At 35.0% G+C, this 24,710-nt stretch carries 31 protein-coding genes; 4 read left to right on the forward strand and 27 right to left on the reverse strand.

What is annotated here, in order from left to right:
* Positions 1–61 precede the first annotated feature (61 nt).
* Entirely contained in the window at positions 62–511 is a 450-nt protein-coding gene (locus ACM1ND_RS18655; RefSeq protein ID WP_418026445.1) for a GNAT family N-acetyltransferase, read from the reverse strand.
* 470 nt (positions 512–981) lie between these two features.
* Here ACM1ND_RS18655 and ACM1ND_RS18660 point away from each other — a divergent pair, with 470 nt between their 5' ends.
* Together ACM1ND_RS18660 and ACM1ND_RS18665 are read left to right on the forward strand one after the other, a co-directional pair.
* Entirely contained in the window at positions 982–1,389 is a 408-nt protein-coding gene (locus ACM1ND_RS18660) for a hypothetical protein (protein ID WP_418026446.1), read from the forward strand.
* A 356-nt stretch (positions 1,390–1,745) separates the two neighbouring features.
* A complete protein-coding gene (locus tag ACM1ND_RS18665) occupies positions 1,746–1,976 on the forward strand; it encodes a transposase (protein WP_418026447.1) in 231 nt (76 codons plus the stop codon).
* 363 nt (positions 1,977–2,339) lie between these two features.
* Here ACM1ND_RS18665 and ACM1ND_RS18670 read toward each other — a convergent pair whose 3' ends face one another.
* Positions 2,340–2,909, reverse strand: coding sequence for a TetR/AcrR family transcriptional regulator (locus tag ACM1ND_RS18670; protein WP_418026448.1), 570 nt, complete (start codon positions 2,907–2,909; stop codon positions 2,340–2,342).
* Between the two features lie 239 nt (positions 2,910–3,148).
* On the opposite strand from ACM1ND_RS18670, the gene ACM1ND_RS18675 reads away from it, so the two are divergent.
* Complete coding sequence (locus ACM1ND_RS18675) at positions 3,149–3,898, forward strand: SDR family oxidoreductase (protein ID WP_341057329.1); 750 nt, start codon at positions 3,149–3,151, stop codon at positions 3,896–3,898.
* A 367-nt stretch (positions 3,899–4,265) separates the two neighbouring features.
* On the opposite strand, the gene ACM1ND_RS18680 is transcribed toward ACM1ND_RS18675, so the two are convergent.
* The 15 genes from ACM1ND_RS18680 to ACM1ND_RS18750 all read right to left on the reverse strand — a co-directional run bounded on the left by ACM1ND_RS18680 (position 4,266) and on the right by ACM1ND_RS18750 (position 15,955).
* The gene (locus tag ACM1ND_RS18680; RefSeq protein ID WP_209943032.1) at positions 4,266–4,655 is read right to left on the reverse strand and encodes a hypothetical protein; all 390 of its coding nucleotides are present in this window, start codon (positions 4,653–4,655) and stop codon (positions 4,266–4,268) included.
* Positions 4,656–4,829: 174 nt separating this feature from the next.
* Positions 4,830–5,294: a hypothetical protein gene (locus ACM1ND_RS18685; RefSeq protein ID WP_068942497.1), complete on the reverse strand. Its 465-nt coding sequence runs from the start codon at positions 5,292–5,294 to the stop codon at positions 4,830–4,832.
* Positions 5,295–5,467: 173 nt separating this feature from the next.
* The gene (locus ACM1ND_RS18690; protein WP_418026449.1) at positions 5,468–5,809 is read right to left on the reverse strand and encodes a hypothetical protein; all 342 of its coding nucleotides are present in this window, start codon (positions 5,807–5,809) and stop codon (positions 5,468–5,470) included.
* Positions 5,772–6,050: a hypothetical protein gene (locus ACM1ND_RS18695; protein WP_418026450.1), complete on the reverse strand. Its 279-nt coding sequence runs from the start codon at positions 6,048–6,050 to the stop codon at positions 5,772–5,774. The genes ACM1ND_RS18690 and ACM1ND_RS18695 overlap by 38 nt, the downstream gene beginning before the upstream one ends.
* A gap of 186 nt (positions 6,051–6,236) precedes the next feature.
* Positions 6,237–6,812 carry a GNAT family N-acetyltransferase gene (locus ACM1ND_RS18700; protein WP_418026451.1) on the reverse strand — a complete coding sequence of 192 codons (576 nt, stop codon included), beginning with the start codon at positions 6,810–6,812 and terminating at the stop codon, positions 6,237–6,239.
* 199 nt (positions 6,813–7,011) lie between these two features.
* On the reverse strand, positions 7,012–7,554 hold the full coding sequence (locus ACM1ND_RS18705) for a hypothetical protein (RefSeq protein WP_418026452.1): 543 nt from the start codon (positions 7,552–7,554) through the stop codon (positions 7,012–7,014).
* A gap of 155 nt (positions 7,555–7,709) precedes the next feature.
* Positions 7,710–8,945 (reverse strand): hypothetical protein, encoded by a 1,236-nt coding sequence (locus ACM1ND_RS18710; protein ID WP_418026453.1) that lies wholly within the window; start codon positions 8,943–8,945, stop codon positions 7,710–7,712.
* 296 nt (positions 8,946–9,241) lie between these two features.
* Positions 9,242–10,228, reverse strand: a complete 987-nt coding sequence (locus ACM1ND_RS18715; protein ID WP_418026454.1) for a hypothetical protein — start codon at positions 10,226–10,228, stop codon at positions 9,242–9,244.
* 200 nt (positions 10,229–10,428) lie between these two features.
* Positions 10,429–10,869, reverse strand: coding sequence for a GNAT family N-acetyltransferase (locus tag ACM1ND_RS18720; RefSeq protein ID WP_418026455.1), 441 nt, complete (start codon positions 10,867–10,869; stop codon positions 10,429–10,431).
* A gap of 293 nt (positions 10,870–11,162) precedes the next feature.
* On the reverse strand, positions 11,163–11,909 hold the full coding sequence (mauJ, locus tag ACM1ND_RS18725) for a methylamine utilization protein MauJ (protein ID WP_341163551.1): 747 nt from the start codon (positions 11,907–11,909) through the stop codon (positions 11,163–11,165).
* A gap of 218 nt (positions 11,910–12,127) precedes the next feature.
* Positions 12,128–13,162 (reverse strand): DUF4917 family protein, encoded by a 1,035-nt coding sequence (locus ACM1ND_RS18730; RefSeq protein ID WP_418026456.1) that lies wholly within the window; start codon positions 13,160–13,162, stop codon positions 12,128–12,130.
* 411 nt (positions 13,163–13,573) lie between these two features.
* A complete protein-coding gene (locus ACM1ND_RS18735) occupies positions 13,574–13,858 on the reverse strand; it encodes a hypothetical protein (protein WP_418026457.1) in 285 nt (94 codons plus the stop codon).
* Between the two features lie 123 nt (positions 13,859–13,981).
* On the reverse strand, positions 13,982–14,743 hold the full coding sequence (locus ACM1ND_RS18740; protein ID WP_418026458.1) for a hypothetical protein: 762 nt from the start codon (positions 14,741–14,743) through the stop codon (positions 13,982–13,984).
* A gap of 228 nt (positions 14,744–14,971) precedes the next feature.
* Entirely contained in the window at positions 14,972–15,511 is a 540-nt protein-coding gene (locus tag ACM1ND_RS18745) for a hypothetical protein (RefSeq protein ID WP_023989624.1), read from the reverse strand.
* 240 nt (positions 15,512–15,751) lie between these two features.
* Positions 15,752–15,955, reverse strand: coding sequence for a helix-turn-helix domain-containing protein (locus ACM1ND_RS18750; RefSeq protein WP_418026459.1), 204 nt, complete (start codon positions 15,953–15,955; stop codon positions 15,752–15,754).
* A 171-nt stretch (positions 15,956–16,126) separates the two neighbouring features.
* Between ACM1ND_RS18750 and ACM1ND_RS18755 the strand changes: the two genes are divergently transcribed.
* The gene (locus ACM1ND_RS18755) at positions 16,127–16,414 is read left to right on the forward strand and encodes a hypothetical protein (RefSeq protein ID WP_418026460.1); all 288 of its coding nucleotides are present in this window, start codon (positions 16,127–16,129) and stop codon (positions 16,412–16,414) included.
* 177 nt (positions 16,415–16,591) lie between these two features.
* On the opposite strand, the gene ACM1ND_RS18760 is transcribed toward ACM1ND_RS18755, so the two are convergent.
* From ACM1ND_RS18760 to ACM1ND_RS18805, 10 genes are all read right to left on the reverse strand, one after another.
* Positions 16,592–17,242: a hypothetical protein gene (locus ACM1ND_RS18760; RefSeq protein ID WP_418026461.1), complete on the reverse strand. Its 651-nt coding sequence runs from the start codon at positions 17,240–17,242 to the stop codon at positions 16,592–16,594.
* A 299-nt stretch (positions 17,243–17,541) separates the two neighbouring features.
* Positions 17,542–18,066, reverse strand: coding sequence for a hypothetical protein (locus tag ACM1ND_RS18765; protein ID WP_418026462.1), 525 nt, complete (start codon positions 18,064–18,066; stop codon positions 17,542–17,544).
* A gap of 139 nt (positions 18,067–18,205) precedes the next feature.
* The gene (locus tag ACM1ND_RS18770) at positions 18,206–18,841 is read right to left on the reverse strand and encodes a DUF1643 domain-containing protein (protein ID WP_418026463.1); all 636 of its coding nucleotides are present in this window, start codon (positions 18,839–18,841) and stop codon (positions 18,206–18,208) included.
* Between the two features lie 194 nt (positions 18,842–19,035).
* Positions 19,036–19,674 (reverse strand): hypothetical protein, encoded by a 639-nt coding sequence (locus tag ACM1ND_RS18775; RefSeq protein WP_418026464.1) that lies wholly within the window; start codon positions 19,672–19,674, stop codon positions 19,036–19,038.
* Positions 19,675–20,140: 466 nt separating this feature from the next.
* Positions 20,141–20,314: a hypothetical protein gene (locus ACM1ND_RS18780; protein ID WP_418026465.1), complete on the reverse strand. Its 174-nt coding sequence runs from the start codon at positions 20,312–20,314 to the stop codon at positions 20,141–20,143.
* A 223-nt stretch (positions 20,315–20,537) separates the two neighbouring features.
* Positions 20,538–21,047 (reverse strand): YfiT family bacillithiol transferase, encoded by a 510-nt coding sequence (locus ACM1ND_RS18785; protein WP_418026466.1) that lies wholly within the window; start codon positions 21,045–21,047, stop codon positions 20,538–20,540.
* 194 nt (positions 21,048–21,241) lie between these two features.
* On the reverse strand, positions 21,242–21,607 hold the full coding sequence (locus ACM1ND_RS18790; protein WP_418026467.1) for a hypothetical protein: 366 nt from the start codon (positions 21,605–21,607) through the stop codon (positions 21,242–21,244).
* A 159-nt stretch (positions 21,608–21,766) separates the two neighbouring features.
* Positions 21,767–22,756 carry a HEPN domain-containing protein gene (locus tag ACM1ND_RS18795; RefSeq protein ID WP_418026468.1) on the reverse strand — a complete coding sequence of 330 codons (990 nt, stop codon included), beginning with the start codon at positions 22,754–22,756 and terminating at the stop codon, positions 21,767–21,769.
* Positions 22,757–22,922: 166 nt separating this feature from the next.
* Positions 22,923–24,149: a Shedu immune nuclease family protein gene (locus ACM1ND_RS18800; protein ID WP_418026469.1), complete on the reverse strand. Its 1,227-nt coding sequence runs from the start codon at positions 24,147–24,149 to the stop codon at positions 22,923–22,925.
* A 298-nt stretch (positions 24,150–24,447) separates the two neighbouring features.
* Positions 24,448–24,651, reverse strand: coding sequence for a helix-turn-helix domain-containing protein (locus tag ACM1ND_RS18805; protein WP_010345194.1), 204 nt, complete (start codon positions 24,649–24,651; stop codon positions 24,448–24,450).
* Between the last annotated feature and the right edge of the window lie 59 nt (positions 24,652–24,710).

Here is a 24,710-nt window from a genome sequence, read left to right on the forward strand (position 1 = left end):
TGAATATCTTCTTGGTAACACTTAGCACTGATGTCTCATAACGTTTGTACATTACATAAGTTTATAAAGTCTTTTTAAAAATGTATAAGCCACCTTCTTCTCTAACTTTAGTAAACCCACACTTTGAATAGAAGTGATGATTCTTCACACTCCAGCTAGGAGTATCCAGCCACCATTCAGTGCTGTCTGGAAATTTACTTTCAATTTTCTCCATCACCTTCGTTCCGATTCCTTGATTTTTAAAATTTGGATCAATAAAGATTCTTCCTAGATTATGCACTTGATTACATTCTACAAATATCATAGCACCCCCGATTATTTCTCCATTAAAGAGTACCTTGAAATATTCGCAATTTTGCATCATCTCTTCTTGCCAACTTATGGAGTCATATCCTATTGGCCCAACGGTTTCGTTATTTTTAAAATGCTTTGATCCATCCTCAAAACTGGCCTTTTGTATTTCAGCAAGTTTTTGTGCATCATTTTTTCTAGCTTTTTCTAATGTCAGCACCAAACATACCTCCATTGTCTTTTTATTTTTTCCGGGGTTGTCTACTGAAATGCCTCCTCGAACTCCATCCCAACAGGCCAAGGCTCCGTGAGGATTCTTATGCTTGAATATTATGTTATCAGAAGTTACCGAACTTCTTCACTATGCATTCAAAATCAATATGCAAATTTTTTTGACTCAAAACTGAAATCAGTGTTTTACGCAAGGGATAAAGGATGAAAATGGAAAAAAACTTCGTCAAACACTAACTTTTAGATTGAGCTTTTTTTATTTTTTATTTTAAAACTTTTACATATTGGAATTATCTCGAGAATATAATCGTATCGATTAGAATAACCAAAAGAGTGTAATTATGGGGTATATGATTAACTATAGGGATTATTCCCTTGAAATAGTAGTCTTTCGGTAACGAAATAATTTAGTCCATGGTCGATTTTTTGACGGTAAATAAGTCATAAGGAGATGTAGAAATGGCTGTGATGCTTGAAGTAACATTAATTGGAATTTCTTATGGGCACAACTTGGATGGAGGTCCTTTGGAAATATCCGGTGATCTTTATGTGAAAACAATAAATCAAAACCAGACGGAAAAAGAATCTTTTGTTATGTTTTCTACAAATACACCTGTGACAATAGGCGTTGGAGAGATGTATAGAATTGGTACAGCGGTTAGCATTGCTATTTCTCGTGATCAACCCACAATATTTGCTAGGTATATAAGACTTGGTGGTTTCTTAAGCATCGGAAGTCCTAAGTATATAGATATAGACTATGTTTATTCTGCAGTTACTCAATATTATAGGGTTATTTTTCCTAATCAAGATGTTAGTAAATCTGTTGTAGCTCAATATTCGGTTAGATGGTTACATTATATTTGACAGAAAAGATTATTCTGATAAAACATTTTTTTTTCATGTTTTTTGGCTCAAAGCTGTAATCAATGCTTGACGTAGTGAGCAAAGGATAAAATGGAAAATCGTCTGCTACTCCTGTATTGTTGTAAGTCTCACCGAATAACAAAAAAAGGAAATAAATAGAGCAGATCCAGTGTATCAATGAAATGCTCGGCATACCAGAGCTACAAGTCCGTCAAATTTGGTCCATGGTGACCAACGAGCTTCACATCGAAGCCATTCCACGCAGCTACAAGCAATGCTGCCTCTGTGCAAGTCCGACCAAAACGTCATTCGTAAGGGAAGTAATGGTATGCGGACGGTAAGCCATTTGCCTGTATTTGCGAAAAAAGCCTTTCTGCTGTGTCTTCCATCTGCTTCCGGGTCAAAAACTGAGTGACTTGCGAGTGTATGCACACACTCAGCCAGACTTTCTTTTGTTGAACCCCAAGGCGGTCGTCATGGATTTAGCATGGGCGTATTATACCTGGATCAGCGAGTGCTTTCCTCGTGCGATTCTCATTGCAGATCAGTTTCATGTTCACGGTCATGTGATTGACAGCGTACAGTAGGTTCGGAAAACCGTTCAGCCTACGCTATTGCCACGGGCAAGGACTTATCTGAAAGTCCACCATCACTTGCTCAATCCGCCTGCGGAATCGCTGGAAAAGTAGAGCCGTACTAAAGCAGGCATTCTCATTGAATGTAACCGCCATCGGATGTTGGGTTGATAGCCAAGCACTGATTTTAAGATTGACCCATTTTTTATCAGTGAATTTTCTTATATAGTCTTTTTTCGTTTTGTAGTTTGATTATTAGTTCATATGCATCTCTTTCACTTTTCTGAGCTTTTAGTGACTCTTCTTCTGTTATTTCTATTTCTATCATTTGAATCACTATTCCACCAGCATTAAAAAAGCCTCTAAATTAGAGACTCAAATGGACGATGTTCGTTCGTGTCCCTCGACACCACAGTTCAGCAAATTCCAAAATTGTTCAACCATGACCGATGCCGGATATGGCATCGAACGGGTAATCCACCATTCCAATACCCCTACCGCCGCTGAAATTAAAAATTGCACCGTAATGTCCCTGTTCATTTCCTGATCGAGGTTGATCGAATCCAGATGCTCGCTCAGACTTTGCCGAAACATTGTCTCCATTTGGTTCCGAAAGACCGTACTTCCCTTGTTCGTTAGCATTCTAGAGTAGAATGAAGCATGCTGCTCCAAATATTCAAACGTGCGCAGTAGTGCGGTTTTGGAAGGGACATGAAAGAAGTTATCTTCAGACATACAATTGCGTAGTAACTCGTTAATTTGAGCTTCCATGCATTGATCGCGCAGATCGTACTTGTCAGCGAAATGCAAATAAACCGTTCCGCGATTGACATTCGCTTCCTCCGCAATTTGATTGATCGTAATTCTCTCGAATTCCTTTTCTGACATCAGCCTCATAAAAGCGTCAATAATAGCTTGCCTCGATTTTTGAATACGCCTGTCCATATCCTTCTCCCCTTTGTACTATCCGAAAAAATGAACACTTCGAAGTCCTCTGTTGAAGAATCAACAACCACGCTTGTTTTAACCATTGAACCCCATATACCGCTCTGATACATTCACTTTATAAAATTTATGTTGATGATTCAACATATGTTCAATTTTAGAGGAGCCATACTCATGAAAGCTATTGCTTTACAATCTTTGGAATGATTTAATTCACATGAATTAGGAGGGTTTAAAAATTGAAACTTACAGGAAACACGATTTTTATTACAGGCGGCGGTTCGGGAATTGGACGTGCGTTAGCAGAAGCTCTCCACAATCTTGGAAACAAAGTTATTATCTCCGGTCGACGTAAAGAGCGTCTGGAGGAGACAATCAAAGCGAATCCTGGCATGTCCGCAGTGGAATTGAACGTACAAGATCCTGCCAGCATAAAGGCGGTCGCCAAGCAGTTAATCGAAGAATACCCGGATGTTAATGTCTTGGTTAACAACGCCGGCATCATACAGTCCGATGACGCGGCGGGCGTGATCGATGAGGATGTTTTGATTTCGACTGTCACTACAAACTTGCTAGGTCCCATTCGGTTGACTTCTGCATTCATCGAGCATTTGAAGTCCAAAGAAGAAGCGGTTGTCATCAACACGACTTCAATACTTGGATTTGCACCATTAGCGACAACTGCTGTATACTCCGCGACGAAAGCAGCACTTCATACCTATACGCTGTCCCAAAGGTACATGCTTAAAGACACATCGGTAAAAGTAATAGAAATTGTGCCCCCATGGGTTCAAAGCAACAACGATGAACCGCGTGCGATGCCACTTGATTCATTCATTGATGCAACAATAAAGATACTTGGCACGGATACAGACGAAGTTCTGGTGGAAGAAGCGAAAATGTTTCGAAATAACCCTGGCCCGAACGAAGGTGATTTTGTGACTCAGCTTAACGATAGGATGAATTCTGAACCTCCAAAGATCCATTGATCCACCTGTAATTCAATTTTCAAAAGTTTAAGCGAACATGAAGTAGACACTCAGCTCCGTCTACTTCATGTTCATTTTATTGCAACTTGCTCGTGAAGTAAGAAAAAGCGCCAAGCGATCACACCCATGTTTACCTCTTAAATAATTTTGTTGATTTCACATAGCGTTTGGGTATTCCTGAAGTTCAAACAGCTTAAGGTGACCATCGGGAATGCTCGTCCGAATTAGCAGGTCTAATGTGTCCGATGAATCCGCTCCTCCGAAATGCCTCTTCCAGGCCAAGGGCCGGGCTTGTCCCGGTCAGAGGCGTTGAATGCGATGTTAGATGACGTTAACCCACTTCTTCGAGTTGCATTCAAAGTAATTATTATTCTTGTTTCCATTTATGTGTTTCGAGTAGTTTTCCAGTTTCATAATAATACTTTATTACTTCAAGCATAGGAATTAATTCTATACAAATGTTATCGCAATAATTGCCTAACTGACCACCAGCAACCAGAAGAATTTCATTGTTTCCCTGTTTATCGTTCATAAGAGTATATATATTACCATCAATTGTAATAGACACTATGAAATATTCCGGTCCGCCTCCAACTAATGCTGAATCTGTGTCTGATACCTCAAAAAAGACTAATGTAAATTTATCTCCATCGAGTTTTCTTAAAAATCTTAAAGTGTCTGCCCATGTAGGATTCATAACTATTTCTTCATTGAATGTGGTCCCATTCCATTCATCAATACTAATAGATTTTATCATTTTTTCTTTTCATCCTTTATAGATGGTTTTATTTATTTAGGTGCTTTCATCTAACATTTCCGCCTCTATGACGTGACCTGACCCTAGATAGCTTATCTTAGGTCAGGTCGTGTGTTATCTGAATATGCTTCTGTGCTTGACACCTAATAACTTACTAGAACTTCTTTCAAAGTGTCAAATCCCTAGATGTAATATTATTAAGTCGTCATTATCTTCAACTAGATTACATAAGGTAATTAGTTCAGAGAGAATTTTTAATAAATTAGCTTTTCTTACTTCAATTTTTTCATATTCACCTTTATCGATTTGGTCTCTCCAAAAATAATTCCCTGTTAACTTTATTTCATTTGGAGCATTTTTAAATATCTCATACCAACCTGTAATAATTTTCTTTAGTACACTCGCTCCATTTGAATACATAACTGTTAACCCACAGTAATTCAAACCGAATCTATTTTCAGTTTCATTTGGTATCCACTTTAATGTATCTGAAAAATACTGAAAGAGTTCATCATCTAATTCAACTAAATAATCGATACCTGATTTTCTTTTATTAATTCTCCCATTGTTATTCCTAACAATTTGATTTAATTCAAAGCCAATTTTAGGAGCTATAAGAAACTCATGAATTAATGGCATTCTATTCACCTGTTTTCTTAAATGCTAGTCTTTCAGATAACGTTTCTGTATTCATGAACCCCATTAGGGGTTGTCTGCTGAAATACCTTTTCGAAATCCACCTTGCAGACCAAGGCTTCACAGAGTCGCTGCTTGAATATATGTTAGCCGAAGTACTGATCCTCTTCGAGTTTTCACTCAAAATACTCATCTTTCTTTTGCTTGTATAAGACTTTTCCAAACTCTTTAGTTGGTGAGATAACCCGAATGATTCGACTAGCATTTATAGAATTCGTCAAAACAAGTTGACAGTCCTCTAGGATGTATTCCATGAATGCTGCATCTGTTAAAGTTTCCTTATAATCATCTGGATTTTTCTTAATTACTTCCTTCCCCAGCTTTAAAAAATCCTGACCATGGTTATGTACTTCGATATTATTCCATACAGCTCTTTCTCCGATCCTCCAAATGATTGTATTCTGTATTTCCATACCTAATTCAATTAGCGTTTTTATAGGTTTTTTCGCTTCTGTCACTTGTCATGTGTCCTATAAAATGACCAAAATAAGCAGGAAAATCAGACTCTTCCACTCTAAATACAAATCCATTATATTTCTTTCCGTCTTTTCTAAATCTCTTTAATGCTTTCATCCACCAACGATCCAATGCAATATGTCCTGTTAAAGGAAAACAGTAAACCCCGTTCCGACTTTTTCTAATTCCGTTTTTCAAGATGTTTTTTGAGTAATTCACAGGTGACCAATGAACAACAAGCACATAAACAACCCCTATAATTATGAATTTACAAGTATATCGGCTAACGTTTCTGTATTCATGAACCCATAGGGTTGTCTGCTGAAATGCCTCTCCGAAATCCATCTCGTAGACCAAGGCTCCGAAGGAGCCGTGCTTGATTATTATGTTATAGGATGTCAGTGCCTTCCCGAATTAGCTCACCATATTTCAAAAATCTATCTTATGAATTTTATAATGGTTATATACTTCATCATCTATTTCTATCTCTCCGACAAACTTAAAATTACTTTTTTGAATAACTCTATTCGATGCACCATTCTCTAGTAATGCAATTGCATTTAATTCTTTGATCTCCGTGTTATCAAATAAATACTGAATTATTCCCTGAACTGCCTGAGTCGTATATCCTTTACTTCTATGTTCTTTTGAAATACCATACATGATTTCTCTGTTTGGTGCTGGAAGATCGTCTTTTATTCCTGAACAACACCAGCCAATAAATTCCCCGGTTTCTCTAAGTACGATCCCTAGCCTCAGTCTAAGATCACCAACATCCAGTCCTTCTTCGACAAGATTAAGAAATTGATTATTTTCTGGTATTTCATAATTCTTCAACCAGTCTAGTCTAACTTCTTTTTCAACATTCCAACCTGGTAAGAACCCATAAATCTCCGGTTGCCATGTAAGTTCATGTAATTGATTTAAATCTTCTAATTGATATTCGCGAAGGATAATGTCTTTACATTCTATTGACAGGCTGTACGGGTTCTTTTCAGAGTGCATATAAATTCTCCTTTGTTTGTATTGATATTACGATGATTCGCACTGATTTCCCATAACGTTCCTGTATTCATGAACCCCGAAGGGGTTGTCTGCTGAAATGCTTCCCTGAAATCCTTCTCGCAGACCAAGGCTCCAAAGGAGCCGCTGCTTGAATATTATGTTATATGTAGTTGAGAGCCCTCATGGAAATGCTCAAATATTAATATAGTTTAGGAGGGCATCCTTTATTTTCAAGCACTTTACGTACATTCCCTTCCCACTGTCCCATAATCTGTCTCCATTCACTTGATTCAAGGTAAATGTTGGGCATTTTATCAAGATCAAATTCTGGCAGATACAACCCAGTCACTCCTCTCTCCAACACACCATCATCTATTACTCCAGATTCTCTAAGTATCAATATTGGTAATCCAATTTGAAAGGCCATAGCTGGTTCTATATAACAATAGGGACTTGTCGTCCATTTATTTGATAGATCATATTCTGACTGACCAATATCGCTACTAGGTTTACCTATTCCTTTCTCTATAAACGCTCTTCTAAATGCAATTGTTATAAGACCATTTGATTCAAGCATTAGCCTACGTATAGCCGTTAGTGGTGCATTCATATCATAATCCGTTATTCCCAATGTCCTAGGTGTGAAACCTCTATCTTCTAAATACCTTATGACTAGATTAATAAATTCTTCTTGTCTTTTTAGATATGGTCTTGGATAGCTTAAGAATACTGAAATTCCCATAACTGCAATTCCTCCATATTTTTTTATAGTCAGTTTTGCCTCAATTACATATAACGTTCCCGTATTCACGACCCAACGAATGTTGGGTGTCCAGCGTATGCCGGACCCAGGACGAATTTCCGCAGCGTGAATGTTATGTTAGATGACGTAAATCTTTAATCTTTTAAATAACTTAGATACCAGATAGGTGGAACATTCATTTTTTCTAAATAACTATAGATATCTCTTTTATTTGACCAAGTGTACCACCTATTTTGAACTATCAAATCTATGTTCTTTATAGCTGTATTTTGAATTTCTTCATCCTTCGAGTCACTTAAGATCACAGATATATTAAATAAATCACCGGCGGTAGACTCGTTCACTGTAGAATTTATGAATAAGCTTTTTAAAGACATATCAATTTTTTCTATTTTAAATTTTTTAGGATTACTTACATAATGCTTAAAAATCGTTCCCCAGGTAATGTGGTATTGATTGGACTCATTGATACTTATGCAATTCAATTCAGGAAATTCTGTAGCATTTGTTAAAAATCTTTCTAGTAACTTATCAGGTGGCATCAAATCTTTATCTACTTCTTCCCATTCTTTTTTCCAACATTCAATTCCTAAATAACAACTAATCAATCTAGCTGTAAGAAAATTCAAAGAGCCTAATATTTCAAATGATTCATTAGACATGAAAAAAAATGGTGGTAAGGGCCAAGATAATTTTTCTTGGTATGTAAATCTACCATGAGCAATGGCGTTCCTCATTTTTATTACAGAATCAATAAAATATTCAACAAAAGGGTTCAGCATATTGAATTTATTTAAAACAAATTTGATTTTATGTGATAATGCCAAGTCTCTACCAATCAAAACTTCAGTAAAGACTTTTTTCACTGAATTAACTTGTGACTCAAGTTGATTTTCATTAAAAAAGAAATTTTTTTTATAAAAATCTTCGACATAATCTCTTATATTTTCTTCTAAATCAACTCGTAATCCTTTTGAATAAATTTCACAAATTAATTCTATTATGTGAAAATAACTGAGAATGGCTTCATCATGATAAAGATTTGCATCAACGCTCTCATTCACTAAATAATTAGCTTTCCTCCAACGATCTAACAAAGATACAACAACTTCTTCATCTGATTCTAACTTCTCTAGCACAGATTTTAATTGTTGTGTATAATCTTCATTTTCAATAACTAATTTCAAGGGTTTGTTATAGATTGAATTTTCCTCTATTATTGTATCTCTCCCTTCTGTTTTATGATAAACCGTTAATGGTATTCCTACAAAAAAAGAAACGACTCCAAGTACTGTAAGTATGCTTGCTCTATTATATCTATTGATTTCACTTGGTCCTTCATGTTCTTCAATACTAGTAATGCAATCCAACTTGAATTCTCTTGCTTCAGAAGCACCATTGTTTATATAGATGTTTGTAAGATTATCAGTACTAAAAAAAGTCATATTTTTATACTTGAAAAGATCTCTATACTTGTGAATTCATAAGCATATGTAATCTGACTGAAAAAATTTTTTCATGTTTATTCTCCTTTATGTCATCTAACGTCCCCGTATTCACGACCTCAGCGTATGCTGAGGTGTCCGGCTGCTTCTGCTTCCCCGAAATCCTTCTATGCCGGACCGAGGGCGTATGCCCGATGCGTGAATATTATGTTAGGCGAGGTCTAAAATGGTACCTTCCCTAAAGTTGCTAAGTATTTTCTTGTAAATCTTGCATCTCTATTATTTCTCAATTGACGTGAGATTTTACTTACAGATGCAGTCACAGCTCCTCCAATAAGTGCAGTACCAAATACATCTTTAAAATCTACACTTCCGTTAAAAATGAACCAGAATCCAAGACTAAAACTAAATAAGTTAGGCCCTAATTGAGCCAACTCACTTCTAATATCAAATAGATTTCTGTTCAAATGTTCAACAAAATTCTCATCATAATTATTATTTTCTAGTGACGTAATATAAGCATCGAGTTCTCTATGGAATGAATCAATCATGGCTCTGAAATCATTGTTATTTCTAAGCTGAATAATTGTCTCCAATGAAATATTTTCTAAATTAGTTGGTAAAGCCAAATTAATCGTTGATTTTGCGATGTTTATTCTATTTGCAGAAGGCGAAGGACTCCTTCTCAACAAAACATTATATTTTTCCATTTCATTACTATCAGTCACAGCAGATGTGTGATTATTCTCACTAATAATATTAGCTAATAGGGTCATATATATATTTATCAATTCATCACTCATTAAAATACCTCTATTAGTATCTGTAGCCAACCCCTCATCTAAACAAAATCTTTCGAATTCATATGTATACTTTTCTTGAAATAAGGTAGACGTATGAGTGTTTGTGTCCCTAAAGACATCAGATATTCTTCGCGTGTGGAAAGTTCTAAAATATCTTTCTGGTGACTTTAATAAACTTTCAATTACAGTAAAAGCATCTAATGAAGCTCTATAAGCTTCCTCAGAAGACGGGTGATGAAAATCTAATAGATCTGTTTCATCTAGTAATAATCTCGTTTGTGAACTTAATCTTGGTCTTTCATTTATCGGAACAATTGGCTTTAATTTTCCGATATATAGTAGTGCAAATTTAAGCCAGTCTTCTCTTTCTACTTCGAAGCTTGGATAATAAAATAAGTTATTCAAGTTGTTCACCTCATTTTAGATTTTGCCTAACGTTTGTTCCTGTATGTCACGAACCCTCACCGGCTTAGATAGCTCTTATCTTAGTCGGTGCAGGGTTGTCCGCCTGAATCTACTTCTTGAGATTCCTCTCGCGGACCGAGGGGCGTATGCCCCGATGCGTGAATGCATGTTAGGCTATGTTCATGCCACCTTTGAGATACTTACTCAAACTTATATTTTGCAATCATTTCTCCCCAAGGAGCAATCCCTTCTTCTTTAAATCCTGCTCTCATATATAATTTCTTTGCAGGTTCATTCTCTGGGTTGTAACCAAGAACTATTATATCCGTCCTGTCTTCTCTGTTTCTAATCTCTTCAATCAATTTCGTCATTGCTTCAAAACCGTACCCGTTTCTTTGGTATCGTTCATCGATCATAAACCTATAGATCCAATAATTATGATCATCCTGATCGAGCCCAAATAGTGTATAACCTACCATAACGTCATCTTCATAAATTGCCCTACTAGAAAATCCATTCAAAAATTGCGCTTCCGCGATTGAATATAAATTCGATGCTATTAACTCCATCTGTTCTTGCTTAGGTTTTAGTGAAATACATTCTTCCCAGTTATCCTTACATACTTCCTTTAATTTAATCATCGGACTCCTCCTAAACTTAGAGAGACCCGAATTAATGATCTCTCTGCTAAAATAGTGACCTCTGCGACACAAAGAGATCTTGAATATGGTTATTTGTTTTCATACCACATCACTCCTTTCAAGTTTTTAACATTGCATGAATTTCGCCTAACGTTCCTGTATTCACGACCCCTGGCGTATGCCAGGTGTGTCCGGTTGCTTCTGCTTCCCTGAAATCCCTCTGCCGGACCGAGGGCGTATGCCCGATGCATGAATAATATGTTATGTGCTGTACCGTGACTCCATGGATACGCTTAATAATACTTAATTAGTTGTCCCCTAGTCGGTATCATTAGTTCATCACTCATAATTATTTCCGCTAATTCTTTGATAACCTCAATCTCTCTTCCAATCCTAAAGTTATCTTCATGATTGTCAGCATCTGCAATGGGTTCGCCGCTAATGATATTAGAATGTGCTATAGCACATCTCCCGGAATGATAAAAATGTTCTCCCAAGTTAGTGATGCCTTCCTGCTTCAACTGTTCAATCTTACTTTTACTTTTAATGAGTTTCTCTATATTATTATTTATCCAGTCTTTTTGTTCTTTCCCCGTCTTATAAATCATATTGATGATTTTAAAACAACTCAAAAATTTATAAAAAATACTATTTGAACTGAATGCTTCTCTATAAATTCCTAAAGCAATTTTCTGTTCATGTGTTGAAGCTATTTGCCTGTAACTAGTTAAATCTATTCCCCCACCTATCCTTGCAAATTTTCGAAACGCAACGTTAGTAGGCGTCTTATGAGAGGCCCATCCACCACCAGCAATGATCTCTACTCTTGATTGATACAACCAGCAAATCTCACTTAAGAATCTTCTAGTTGCCTCGTTCGCTAATTTAGCATTTTTTTTAGTTGTTTCAATGAATAAGTTATGACCTTCTTCTGAACTCCCTCGAATTATTTCTATGTCAAATGAATCGTATCTGACATTATATTTTTGTTCACAAAAATCAAAGCTTGTATCAAAACAAGTACAAACCCAAACTTTCATAACAGCCCTCACTTTTTAGTTTTTCAAGATATTGCACATAACGTTTTGGCATCTACGAACCCGAGAGGCTTAAGGGAGCGCACGCGACCGGGTCCGACGGACTTGGCCTCGCAGGGTTGTCTGCTAAAGTCACCTCATTGAGACGCATCTTGCAGACCAAGGGCCGAACGGCCCGCAGCGTAGATGCATTGTTATATGCGGTCGACACTTCTTACGAGTTACTTAAAAGTCATTTCCATTTCAATATTTCTGAGCGACTCAAAAAAGTATCTCGCATCAAAAAATTCAACTTCAATAGAACTATCTTTAAAATGTTCAGTAATCTCATGAATTATATTTGCACTATTACCTACATCATATATTCCAAATGCAAGCTTTCTTACTGATGAATTCTTAATTGCATCAATTATGTGCTTATCACTTTCCCTGTCCAATGACTGACCATATATTGTTAATCCTTCAGAACTTTTAAGTAACGCCTCATAGCAGAACCGTAAGTATTTATTGTTTAATACTCTATTTAATTTTTGTTTCCATGTGCCTTCAGAAATATATAAGGGAAAATATCCTGAATCATATGTCTCGGTAATAACATTTAATAAAGGTAATTCACTTAAGCCCACTGGGTTTCTACTTTTAGTTATCTTTATTATGTCTCCATCTTCCATATAAAAATGTAACGAGCCATGAAGATGATATAATCTAATTGGATTATCCTCTTTGGAAACTCCTGGTCCTGCTCCAAACATTATCATATCTGAATCAGCATCATATCCGAATCCATCAGAAACTGTTCTGTTAATACCTCTAACTTTATTTAGGGCCCAATATGCCAAAAGATCATAATTCGTTGTAAAAACCTTTTCTTTAAATATCCTAAAAATGGTTTTTAAATCATTAACTTGCTCAAAAGAAAGCTCATGTGGTTCAGGGTGAACTTTTCTAACTGTTTCTATTAGAGCATCTTTTACTCTTTCATAACTTTCCCTTAAACTTTCATGTTTTATTCCATAAATCAAATTTGTATCAATTGTGCTACTTAAAATGCGTAGCACGTATTCAAAATTTGTTGTTTCTAGTTTACCGAAGAGTTCAATATCTTGTCCTGAAAATAACTGCTTTGCTTCTTCGAATAAATTGCTATACATAAATTTACTACCAAAATTAATCGAAAATCCGTTACCGAATAACAAATTTGTTAGATATATATCGTCTTGTTCTATAAGTTTTTCGAATGTTTTTAATTCTTCCATGATGTTATCTCACTCCTAGAATGGCTTGTCGATTGCATATAACGTTCCTGTATTCAGGAACCCAAAAGGGTTGTCTGCTGAAATGCTTCCCTGAAATCCTTTCTCGCAGACCAAGGCTCCAAAGGAGCCGCTGCTTGAATATTATGTTATATGTTGTTGGGGCCATCATTGAATTAACTTACTAAGTTCTTCTCTAATCTCATCATTTAAACCATTCTTCTTCAATATATCTCTTATTAAATGCTTATCTACAATTTTTTTATGTGTTTGTAAGTAACCTAAAATTAAATTCGATTTCTCTTCTCTTCCCATTAAATAATAGGCCACGTACCAGATTTCAGGACTTGATACCTTTATTCCATCCCATTTTCTATTTCGAATATGCGATGTAGGTAAATGAATTATTTCTCCTTAAGCGTAAAAAGCAAATCCCCCAATTATATCTATTCTTAATGATATAATATGTATTCTATATTTACTTGCAAAAGGGTAGTCTCCACTATCCTGTTCTATCCAATCATATCCATCTATAGCCTTAAGCAATTTATCTTTTGGACACTCAACCATGAGATCCCAATCATTCACTAAATCTGTTAAATTCAAATAATATAATAATCCACTTCCACCAAGTGAATAAGTTAATTCATTCTCTTCAAATCTTCTGATAATTGGTAAAATTTCTTGATGATCTATCATGGTTCACCCTCCTAAGATGTTGGCCCCAATTGCTTATAACGTTCCTGTATTCACGACCCAGCATATGCTGGGTGTCCGGCTCCTGCCGGACCAAGGGTGAATGCCCGCAGCGTGAATATTATGTTATGTGATGTCATCAGCTTCTTTGATAAATCTTTCAAATACTTCTTTTGGTGTAGCAAATCTTCTTTCTATAGTTTCCTCTTCCAAAGCGTGATCCCAAAATCTATCTACTTCTTCAACAGAAATCAATTTGCAATCAATTATTCTTATTATGAAATGACTGATTAAGCCACCAAGCAAAGCATAATACATTGCTATCACATGAGGAGGAACCATTAATCCGCTCTCATATCTACCTTCATATATCAGCCTTTTACTACTACCTAATGAATAAGAATATGCTAATGATCTATATGTTCTATGATTAATTTTGGATAATTGTTTGTAATATTTTTGTAGTGTTTCCCACTCCTGTTCATCATTTTCTTTTATGTAGTTTCTGTAAATGCTATTCTGTATTACTTTATCTTTGTACCAGTATCTTAAATACTTATCTTTCTTTATATCATTGGAATTAAAATAAGAGGCTGTATCCATTGCTTCCACAGCATCACGAAATAACCTACCTGCAATCCTATGCTTTTTATCTCTAAGTAAATCAAGGCAATCAATTAAAGATTCTAAAGAATCAAGAGATAACATCCAAATAGCCTTTTCAGCACTTTGGTCGTCACGTGTATATGTACCTGATTTTTTTGTCATGTGCTCAATCAATAATCTCAACAATTCACTCGCTTCTCTGTAAAACTGGTTCTGAGCTTCGTATTCATAAGGATTTTTATAAGCTTCTTGAGGATCTCTTCCCCAGATGAAACTAGCCATCTCATACCTCCCTATTCTTTTATTGATGATTTAACATAACGCTCTTGTATCTACGAACCCGAGGGGGTTAAGGAGCAAATGCACCTGGTTCGACGGACTTGGCCTCCTGAGATTGTAGATGATTCACTCTTCCGCTTACTGCTTCAAACAAACCAAGGGCCGAACAGTCCGCAGCGTAGATACTGTGCTATGTAATGCCAGCGCCTTCCTCGAATAAACTTAAACTTATTATTTATGTCTATAAAAACTCTTAGAATCGATCATAATACCTCTATTGACCTCAAGAATTCTTAATATATGTTCTACATTACTTGCATACATTTTATCAGCGAATGAGTTCGCATCTCTCTCCGACTCATGTTCATAGTATTCTTTTATGTTTTCTGTGTTTAGGTCAATGTTGTCTTCAGTATAAATATGCCTTGAATTTTGCCATGCATGACGAATTTCATGAAAAACATACCAGATGATCTTACACTTAATCACATCAATTTCAGTATCATCTAAATTAAAAGGAAATATCTTAATCATTTGAATGTCATCAAGACAAATACCAATTGGTACAGCCACTTCATTACCTAAAATTGTATTATACGAGTCTTCTAACATATTGGGGGCTTCATGCATTTCAATCTCAAGTTCAAGTCGATCTTTATATAAATAGATATGGTATGGCAAACTATTATACTCTTCCCCTAATAACGCTATACATTTACGCAATTGCATTCGATTAATGATTGAAGGACATCTACTTGTAAAGTTCATCATGTCTACAGTTCACCTCTGATAAATTTCAATATAGAAGATTTGTGAAGTAAGTTTCTTATTCTTTGCGATGATTTCACATAACGTTCCTGTATTCATGAACCGCGAAGGGGTTGTCTGCTGAAATTCCTCCCTGAAATCCATCCGCAGACCCAGGCTCCAAGAGAGCCGTAGCTTGAATATTATGTTATGCGATGGAATAACTTCTACGATTAACCAACATTCATTCTTGATTCTAATCTGTCATTGTTCTGCTATATGTTCCAATAAATCTCCTGGCTGACAACCTAAAGCCGCACATAATTTATCAATCACTTCTAATGACACATATTCGTTCGTATTGAGTTTCGCCATTGTAGCAGACGAAATACCCGTTATTTTCAATAAATTCTGCTTCTTAATCTCTCTGTCGATCAATAATTTTTGAAAAGGTTTATAACTAATCATCTGATATTCCTTTCACACATCAAGTGAATTTTTCTTTAATTATATGAAACTATATTTTCTTTATCAAAAACATCTTCAACATGTATTGACTTAATTGTTTGATATGATAAAATTATATTTAATAAGTTGAACTTTTATTCATAAAATCAAATACATTGGATGGTGTCCAAAATGCATAATTCTTTAGAGGTCTTACTTGATTCACTGATTCATTCTCGAATTGAATATTTATATGGAAAACTTATGAAACACAACTCCAGCTACAACCAGTTCTCATCTGAACGGAATCTCTATTTCAAGCAGTTACATGAAGAAGTACCGGAGAATATACAGAAGACCCTATTCCTTTACGATGATGCTGAGCTTTCTGTTCAAGCTATTTTAGAACGTGAAATTTATTTGCAAGGTTTTAAGGACGCTCTTCACCTGCATAACGAATTACATATATCTTTAGATTGAGAGCCTTCTGGCTCTTTTTCATTTTAATTCTGTCGTATAACGTTTCCGTATTCACGACGTCCGACGTAGTCGGATGTGTCCGGCTGCTTCTACTTCCCTGAAATACCTCTGTCGGACCGAGGGCGTATGCCCGATGCGGGAATATAATGTTAAGCGAAGGTACTTTGGGTATATCAACTAATTACTAATAATTTTATCCCTATCTTCAAGAGGATCAAACCAATCAATTCTCGATTCAACATCAGTATAAAAATTCAAATCATTTCTATTCATTATTCTCATATGATATTTTTTAATAGCTTTTTTTCTTACAATAATGATCTCTCCATTAGCAAAGTAACAAGTATTAAGTTCGATGGGTGTTTGTTCCGTAAACTTTTTGAATATTTCCATCAGTTCCCCATCGCCAGTATAAATTGCTGGTAAGAAATCGATATACGACATAACTTTCAAATTGGCTTTTTCATTTTTCCCTAAAGAATTTTCGAATTTCCTTTTAGTTTCTAACGCTGAAAGTCTATAAGGGCTTGGGTAAAAATATATTCCATACCGAGATTTATCTTCAAAAACAATACTTAATACTAAGTTGTTATCTTCATCATTTAGTTTTCCTAAAACAATTGACTCAAAATATTTAAAATGTTCGATTGCTTCAGTCTTGGTTTTATATACTAGGTAAATAAATGGCTTTTTCATCTCTTCATCAAGATAACCATATCCTATTGAAACTGCTTGGTTCTCTCTTAGCCTTTGAGGGAACGGATTTATGTGTACAATATTGTAAACAAAAATCACTTTTTCTATTAAGTAACCTATAAAAACGATCATAATAGCAACAGCTATATTTAAGTACTGAGTTAAAGTGAAGAAACTTACAATTATAGAGATTAAGGCCACTGTTCTATTAATGACTTTCACTAGATATTTGTATCGTCCATTTATCTGAATTGGAAACAGTTGAATTCCTCCTCATACTTTCGCTTAACGGTCCTGTATTCATGAACTCCAAAGGGGTTGTCTGCTGTAATTCCTCTTTGAAATCACTCGGGCAGACCAAGAGCCGAAGGTTCGCAGCATGAATATTTTGTTATGTGAAGTACCTGACTTCCTGATAAATCAGAAAATATTCATTTCGTTTTCAGGTCTTTCTTAGCCTCATCTCTAATAATTTGAATACATTTCTTGACTGCACCATACCATCTATCAAAGTCTCCAACATAATCACCATTACTGCTCTCTTGTTCGATTTTTTTTACAAGATCCTCCAATGCTTTCGTCGATCTATCAGAAATTATAAATGCACCTGAAGCATAAGTTTTGAATATTTGTTGTTTTGAATTATTAAAATCCTTCCATAGTTCATTATGGACATCACTATTGATTTTCTTAATTTGTATACCCTCATCAAATAACTCGCCAAAGTAATATTGTAAATAGGATAGTTCCTCAATAATTTTTGAGTAAGTATCTGCCTTTCTTTCCCACCATTTTTGAGTATAAAACTGCTTCATTGATAATCTAACAGTAATAAATGAAGTTACAATAGCTATTAATATTCCTGGAAGTATTTTAGAAGTTATTGTATCAAAAATAACGGTCATCTCTATTCCTCCATTGTTTGCAGGTATTTCACATAACGTTCCTGTATTCACGACCTAGCGTATGCTGGGTGTCCGGCGAATGCCGGGCCAAGGACGAATGTCCGCAGCGTGAATATTATGTTATGGGATGTTAGCGCCCCCTTTGATTAATCCGAATTTTTATCTACATTTATTTAACTCGTCTTTAATATCATCTAATTAACAATTGGTTTAGTTGAACATTCGTTAACTTATACAACTTTCGTTTTCTATACTTCTCTTTATTTCTTATTGGTCGAGGATGTGGTACATAATAAAATGGCTTTTTTAAATAATTTTTATTTTTAGACTGTATAAACTCATAAGTATATATAGATTCTTTCGTTTTAATAAAAGTATGTAGAATAGTAATATTAACTCTTTGTTGTTGAAATATCGCTTTTTGTCCTTTCATGCCCCAACCAATAAATATCATTTTTGATTCTTTCATAGCTTGTTCTATGAATTTCCAATTGATTTTATCAAAGACGAATTTATCACTGTTTAACTTGTTGCTACTTCCTCCTATAAAGCTTGATACGTTAACAACATAAAGAGCATCATAATCATAGTTCTGAGCTACTTCGATTAATTGATCGACCGTATCGTCAGAATTATTATGTGTTGCGTTACTAGGGTTCATCATTATTGCAGTCAACACATTCTTGCCTTTGCGCCAGCGTTTCTCCAAGAAATAACGTTTTCGAGCACTTTTGTTTTTATTAAATACTGCCCTTCCTTCAATTCCGTTGTATACACCCTTGCACAGTTTTAGATTATTATTTTTGCTTAATTCTAAGAATTTCAAATTGATCACCGCCCATATTTTACATTTGTTAGTTTTAAGCTAATTTACCATAACGTTCCTGTATTCACGACCCAGCGAATGCTGGGTGTCCGGCAGCTCCCACTTCTTCGAAATCCCTCTGCCGGACCCAGAGCGTATGCCCGCAGTGTGAATATTATGTTAGTTGAAGTTACTGTCTTCTTAGAGACGCTAAATTATTTAGATACTTCTTCACTTCCACTTTCCCATACATCTAAGACGGGTTTTAAAAAATATCCTGGATTTTCTTCAGAAACTTTCGTCTCTAAAAATTTAATATTCCCAAAATATCTTCTTTGGAATTCAGTCATATAACTTCTGGATTTCCCATCAGAGGTTATTACAGAAATACAAAGTGCTTCCGCTTTATCTCGTGTCTCACTAACAGGAGTACCGTCCATTATTGCATCTACATCTCTAGAGATCCAAGCCTCATTGATATTAATTACACAAGTGGCCTTTGTTTCTTTAACATATTGAGCAAGCTCTTTCATAATTAAAAACTTATCTGATTTATCTTCTGGATTAACAGTGCGTAACTCCCACCCTTTGTATGGCACTTTAATAAACTGTATCCATTCGTGATACTTATCTTTTTTAAGCACTTGCAAAGCCACTTTATTCAAAGTATCAGCGAATTTAAATGGATCATGTTTTGAAATTCCAGAAAGTTGACTAAATATCTTGGATGAATATCTTTTCTTAGCTGCTGATATTATTTGTTCATTCATTTTCACCGTATTCGTTTCAAATGCTCTTGTTTGAAAGTCACTTAATACTATATTTTGTGTTCTGAACGTTGTATTCATATTCATACAGCTATATTGTCCTGTCAGATCGTCATAGGATAACGGGTGTAAATAATCATGAAGTGAGCACTCAATATAATTAGATCCTGCTTGTTTATGTGCATCAAGAACGATATCTTTAGCAAAATTAAACCCGTATGCAAGAGCATCGAGGATCTCCCAATCAGGTAGGTCTTCGGCTACCCATCTTCGTTCTACAACTGCTATACACTCCTTTAATTGATGTTCAGGAATTTCAATTTTTCTTTGATAATACTTTTTGCCTTGTGAGCAATTACCTCAGAGGGCAAAAGCGCTGGTACATCAAACTTATACTCCACGAGGTTAAAATAACTATGAATTAGAACGTTTGCCTGGCTTTTTGTTTCAAGGTCCTTCTGATGAACGATTTTGACTCTAGCTTCATTAAGCCACTTCATAATTGGATCAGTTTTCATTTTTGATTGCCAATTTGGATACCAAGAATCAAAGTCTATAATTTTTCTTTTTCATTTTGAAGAGCAAAAGTCAAATTTCTTAAAGCCTGTATGGTCGCATTGATATTCACTCTAAATCCTTCCGGATCAAAATAGTTATCATATGCTTGGTGCCATAAGCGATGTGCTTCAAGTAGTCTTTTATGTGTATAAGGAATAATACAATCCATATTATCCTCCCAGTATTAATTAATTTATCACAATAATTTCAACTAACGTTCCTGTATTCATGAACCCCGAAGGGGGTGTCTGCTGAAATTCCTCTCCGACACCCTTCTCACAGACCCAGGCTCCAAAGGAGCCGCAGCTTGAATATTATGTTATGCGTTGTTACTGCTATCTTTGAACTCCTTACAATTACCCTCTTTCTTATATGTCTTTCCATTTCTCTCTTCATATTAGGTTTTCGATTTGGGATGCATGGTGTTTGTTGTGCCAAATAAACCTTTGTATAGCTGTCTCTAATGTAATTATTCCTAATACTTCGGTTTGTATAGTCCGTTTATAGTCTTCTATACTAAGTTCATTCAGCAACACCAAAAAGCGATGATGCAATACTTCAATAAGTGATAGCGAATTCTCTACGGGCAGCTTCTTGTAATCAATTAATTCTCCCCACAGATCTTCTCTATATGTATTTGCTAATGGATTATTTTCAGTTAATCCTCTTTTAAATCTCAGGTACGCATTCATATCATTATCAGCTAAGTGATGTATGACCTGCCTTACTGTCCAACCGTTCGGCCGATACGGAGTCTCCAATTGGTATTGTTCGAGACCAATCAGCAATGTATTTAATCGCTTAATTAGTTCAGGAATTTGTTTAATAAGATTTATTATTTCATCATTTGAAAGATTGTTTTTGGGTTGAAATTGACCAATCGGATATTTGATTTGATCCATTGTATTTCTCCTCTCTTCTTTAGAATTGCAGTAATTACGCGTAACGTTTCTGTATTCACGACCCAGCGAATGCTGGGTGTCCAGCTGCTTCTGCTTCCCCGAAATCCATTCTGCCGGACCGAGGGCGTATGCCCGATGCGTGAATATAATGTTAGCTGATATTGCTGGTCCTCGATATTACTTATAATTATCTCTTATTCTATTAACTCTCCTTTCCAATTAACGACTTTTATTTCTTTATCCCTTAAAAGGCACCAATCAATTATTTCACCTATCAAGTTTGGAGTGATTATTTCATCATTCCAATTTGGTGTTATCACTCTTCTGTATCCTATATATTCTTTAGTCCATCCTTCGAATTCTTTTCCAATGATTACAATTATAGGGGGTTTATTTTTAATGCTATGCTGTCCCACTTCATAAGTAACTAAAAACTTCTTATTCTCAGCTAAAATGTGTAATTTAATTATTCCTTCGTCATCAATATCCGGTTCAACATACCAATAGAATAATCGATTTGCACGTATGATCTTTCGTTTGTATTTTTTTCTTACTCCCAATGTTCACCTCAAGAACCTTTTTTGATTTCAGCAATTTCAGCTAACGTTCCTGTATTCACGACGTCCGACGCAGTCGGATGTGTACGGCTATCGCCGGACCAAGGACGAATGTCCGCAGTGTGAATATTATGTTAGGTGGAGCTAATTACGTCCTTCGCATTAAAAATCTCTACTAGGTTCAAAATTATAATAAGCTCCAAATCTATCGTAAATTCTATCTACCGCAACTTCAAAATCTTTAATGATGACTTTAAGTTTTTTGTCAGTAATACTTAAATCCATTCCACCTTCGTGAACAAAAGCGTTCCTTAATTCAATAATTTCTTCAATAGAATCGAAAAGAGATATTTTTCTCTTTGATATCGGTTTGTTTAACACAGTAAATATATCTAGTTTCTCATCAAGCTTCTTATAATTTTCAGCGATTATCCTCGGCCTCTGAAATGAAAACTTTTCAACTAAAGCTTCTTCAATTGACGTTTTTCCAGCAGAGATATCTTTCAGATTATTTACCGAAAATCGTGCTTCTTTAAAAATCTTGTCTCTATTATCTGTATATTTCAACAGCACAATAAATGATGTCTTTAAATATTCTTCCCAAATCGCTACTAAGTAAGGTATTAATAAGTTATTCGAGAAGAACCTTGGATTCAATTCATCCATATACACAATACCTGTAGAATCTGGCCTTGCAATTTGACCTTGTAAATTTCTTGAATCCAAATATATCTTAGGTTTAATAAGTGCATTATTATAAGTCCATCTAGCAATAAATAGTCCTGCTTCTAACTCAGTAGGAACTTCCTCATCCATTATAAAATAACGATTTTTCCCTTCATCCGTCGAAAAGCTTCCTTTAAAATAATTTTTTATATATTTAATAGTTTTATTTTGATGTTCAAGATCCCAATAACTTCTCCCCGCTCTAGTTCTTGTGTCAACTGAAATTACGCCGTTTTCTCTATAAATATAAAGTTCGACTCCAACATACGATCTATAGTTTTTATGTTGATACCAAAAATAACTTGCTAGTAGACCTTCAGTTTTAAATTCGTTTCTCTGCTTTGTGTAACCTAACAAGTCTATTAAATTTATTAATTTATTATAGGATGCATCATCTGGAAGGATACTTGTTGAAGTAAAACTCATTGTCTAATCATACTCCTTTGATTAGAAATAAAATTAAGTAATTAATTTCACCTAACGTTCCTGTATTCATGACGTCCGACGTAGTCGGATGTATCTGCTGAAATGCTTCCTCGAAATCCATCCAGCAGACCAAGGCTCCATAAGGAGCCGCTGCTTGAATATTATGTTATACGACGGAGTCACTTCTTGAATCTGCTTTCGGCAATTGGCTTTGAAATTTTTCGATAATTCTTTCTAACCTTCTAATAAGATCATCATATGTAACAATATCCATCACATTTTTATACTTTCTTTTAATAACTTCTAAATCTCGAAGTTGTTCAATACCAAGCTCTTCTTCTCTTCCAAGAATTAAGATAGCATTAGGATTTGTTATGTTAATCTTGAAACCATCCGGAAGCAAATCCTTATATTTATTTGTTAGTTTTATTTCACCTTGTCTACCCGACTTGTTTAAATGAAACAGATACTTTTCTACTTGCATGATAGTACCTGAGAGTTCTCTAACGGGGACATAATTATCTCTATATGTTCTTGTCGAAATCAAGGCATTAGAATTAGGTTTTTTTATTTCAACAACATCAACATTTCCATTTGAGTCAACTAGCATATAATCTAATCTTCTTTCTTTCAAATCGTAATCGTCGTAGACGCTTACTTCTTTAAATACTGTGATATATTTAGGGTAAATCAATATCAAAACGTCAATAATTTCGTTTTGCCAGTCTGATTCAGAATAGCCTTTTTCATTCTTAAGCATATCTTTAAGGCGATTCAGCACTATCTGATACTTAATGGTTTCGTACTCAGCAAATGAAGCACTTAAGCTTGACTTAGTACTTTTAGCCACTGACTTTTTAGACATGTAAGAATTATATTCTGATATAAAATCTTGTTTAATATTTACATATTCTTTTAATATACAGCTAATCCTTGCATTAGAATATTTCTGTAGTTCAGTAGAGTTAGGAAATACCTTTAATAGCTTATTGAATTCTTCCATATGTAAATCCGATTCTTTTGGTCCAATAAACAAATCTCCTTCTATCACATCAAAAATCTTCCTGAAAATAGATATATTATTCCATGTCTTAAATATATTTGGTTGGAATTTTATACTTTTATGGATAAATAACTCATTCTCTATCCCGATTGCAGTTTTCTTGACTCTAAAATAGTCGCCTTCTAAATTTGCAAAAGAAAATTGTGCCTCTTCTATTATAGTAAATTCTTCTGAACCGATCTCTTTATATAAATCATCCTTTTCAAAATAAAAGGTTCTGCCTATAGTTATCTTCTCGTTATTATCAAATTTTTTTGTTATCCAATATAATCCATCCCTTGGTGTGTATCGAATTATAATTTCATTCCCGATTTCTTCGAATCTAATCATAAGGTCTCCTTAATAAACTTTTCTTCATTGTAAGCTTAATTTAATTTCCTGTATTCAACTTACAATTTATATTTATTGGATTGTTAAACACGATTCCATTTGTGCGTCAAAGATCTGCAATTTAGATTCTGTCGTATAACGTTCCTGTATTCATGAACCCCGAAGGGTTGTCTGCTGAGATGCTTCCCTGAAATCCTTCTCGCAGACCAAGGCTCCAACGGAGCCGCTGCTTGAATATTATGTTATACGATGGAATCACTTCTTCGATTAACCAACATTCATTCTTGATTCTAATCTGTCATTGTTCTGCTATATGTTCCAATAAATCTCCTGGCTGACAACCTAAAGCCGCACATAATTTATCAATCACTTCTAATGATACATATTCGTTCGTATTAAGTTTCGCCATTGTAGCAGACGAGATACCTGTCATTTTCAATAAATCTTGCTTCTTAATCTCCCTGTCGATCAATAATTTTTGAAAAGGTTTATAACTAATCATCTGAGATTCCTTTCACACATCAAGTGAATTTTTCTTTAATTATATGAAAGTATATTTTC

The sequence above is a fragment of the Paenibacillus sp. JJ1722 genome, from assembly GCF_048282685.1.
GTDB classification, from domain to species: Bacteria; Bacillota; Bacilli; order Paenibacillales; family Paenibacillaceae; genus Paenibacillus; species Paenibacillus polymyxa_B.

Bases quoted from the DNA above. Each gene is read 5' to 3' on its own strand.
- ACM1ND_RS18660 (WP_418026446.1), top strand. From the start codon at position 982: ATGGCTGTGATGCTTGAAGTAACATTAATTGGAATTTCTTATGGGCAC.
- ACM1ND_RS18670 (WP_418026448.1), bottom strand. From the start codon at position 2,909: ATGGACAGGCGTATTCAAAAATCGAGGCAAGCTATTATTGACGCTTTT.
- ACM1ND_RS18680 (WP_209943032.1), bottom strand. From the start codon at position 4,655: ATGATAAAATCTATTAGTATTGATGAATGGAATGGGACCACATTCAAT.
- ACM1ND_RS18685 (WP_068942497.1), bottom strand. From the start codon at position 5,294: ATGCCATTAATTCATGAGTTTCTTATAGCTCCTAAAATTGGCTTTGAA.
- ACM1ND_RS18700 (WP_418026451.1), bottom strand. From the start codon at position 6,812: ATGCACTCTGAAAAGAACCCGTACAGCCTGTCAATAGAATGTAAAGAC.
- ACM1ND_RS18705 (WP_418026452.1), bottom strand. From the start codon at position 7,554: ATGGGAATTTCAGTATTCTTAAGCTATCCAAGACCATATCTAAAAAGA.
- ACM1ND_RS18720 (WP_418026455.1), bottom strand. From the start codon at position 10,869: ATGATTAAATTAAAGGAAGTATGTAAGGATAACTGGGAAGAATGTATT.
- mauJ (WP_341163551.1), bottom strand. From the start codon at position 11,909: ATGAAAGTTTGGGTTTGTACTTGTTTTGATACAAGCTTTGATTTTTGT.
- ACM1ND_RS18730 (WP_418026456.1), bottom strand. From the start codon at position 13,162: ATGGAAGAATTAAAAACATTCGAAAAACTTATAGAACAAGACGATATA.
- ACM1ND_RS18735 (WP_418026457.1), bottom strand. From the start codon at position 13,858: ATGATAGATCATCAAGAAATTTTACCAATTATCAGAAGATTTGAAGAG.
- ACM1ND_RS18740 (WP_418026458.1), bottom strand. From the start codon at position 14,743: ATGGCTAGTTTCATCTGGGGAAGAGATCCTCAAGAAGCTTATAAAAAT.
- ACM1ND_RS18745 (WP_023989624.1), bottom strand. From the start codon at position 15,511: ATGATGAACTTTACAAGTAGATGTCCTTCAATCATTAATCGAATGCAA.
- ACM1ND_RS18750 (WP_418026459.1), bottom strand. From the start codon at position 15,955: ATGATTAGTTATAAACCTTTTCAAAAATTATTGATCGACAGAGAGATT.
- ACM1ND_RS18755 (WP_418026460.1), top strand. From the start codon at position 16,127: ATGCATAATTCTTTAGAGGTCTTACTTGATTCACTGATTCATTCTCGA.
- ACM1ND_RS18760 (WP_418026461.1), bottom strand. From the start codon at position 17,242: ATGATCGTTTTTATAGGTTACTTAATAGAAAAAGTGATTTTTGTTTAC.
- ACM1ND_RS18775 (WP_418026464.1), bottom strand. From the start codon at position 19,674: ATGAATATGAATACAACGTTCAGAACACAAAATATAGTATTAAGTGAC.
- ACM1ND_RS18780 (WP_418026465.1), bottom strand. From the start codon at position 20,314: ATGGATTGTATTATTCCTTATACACATAAAAGACTACTTGAAGCACAT.
- ACM1ND_RS18785 (WP_418026466.1), bottom strand. From the start codon at position 21,047: ATGGATCAAATCAAATATCCGATTGGTCAATTTCAACCCAAAAACAAT.
- ACM1ND_RS18795 (WP_418026468.1), bottom strand. From the start codon at position 22,756: ATGAGTTTTACTTCAACAAGTATCCTTCCAGATGATGCATCCTATAAT.
- ACM1ND_RS18800 (WP_418026469.1), bottom strand. From the start codon at position 24,149: ATGATTAGATTCGAAGAAATCGGGAATGAAATTATAATTCGATACACA.
- ACM1ND_RS18805 (WP_010345194.1), bottom strand. From the start codon at position 24,651: ATGATTAGTTATAAACCTTTTCAAAAATTATTGATCGACAGGGAGATT.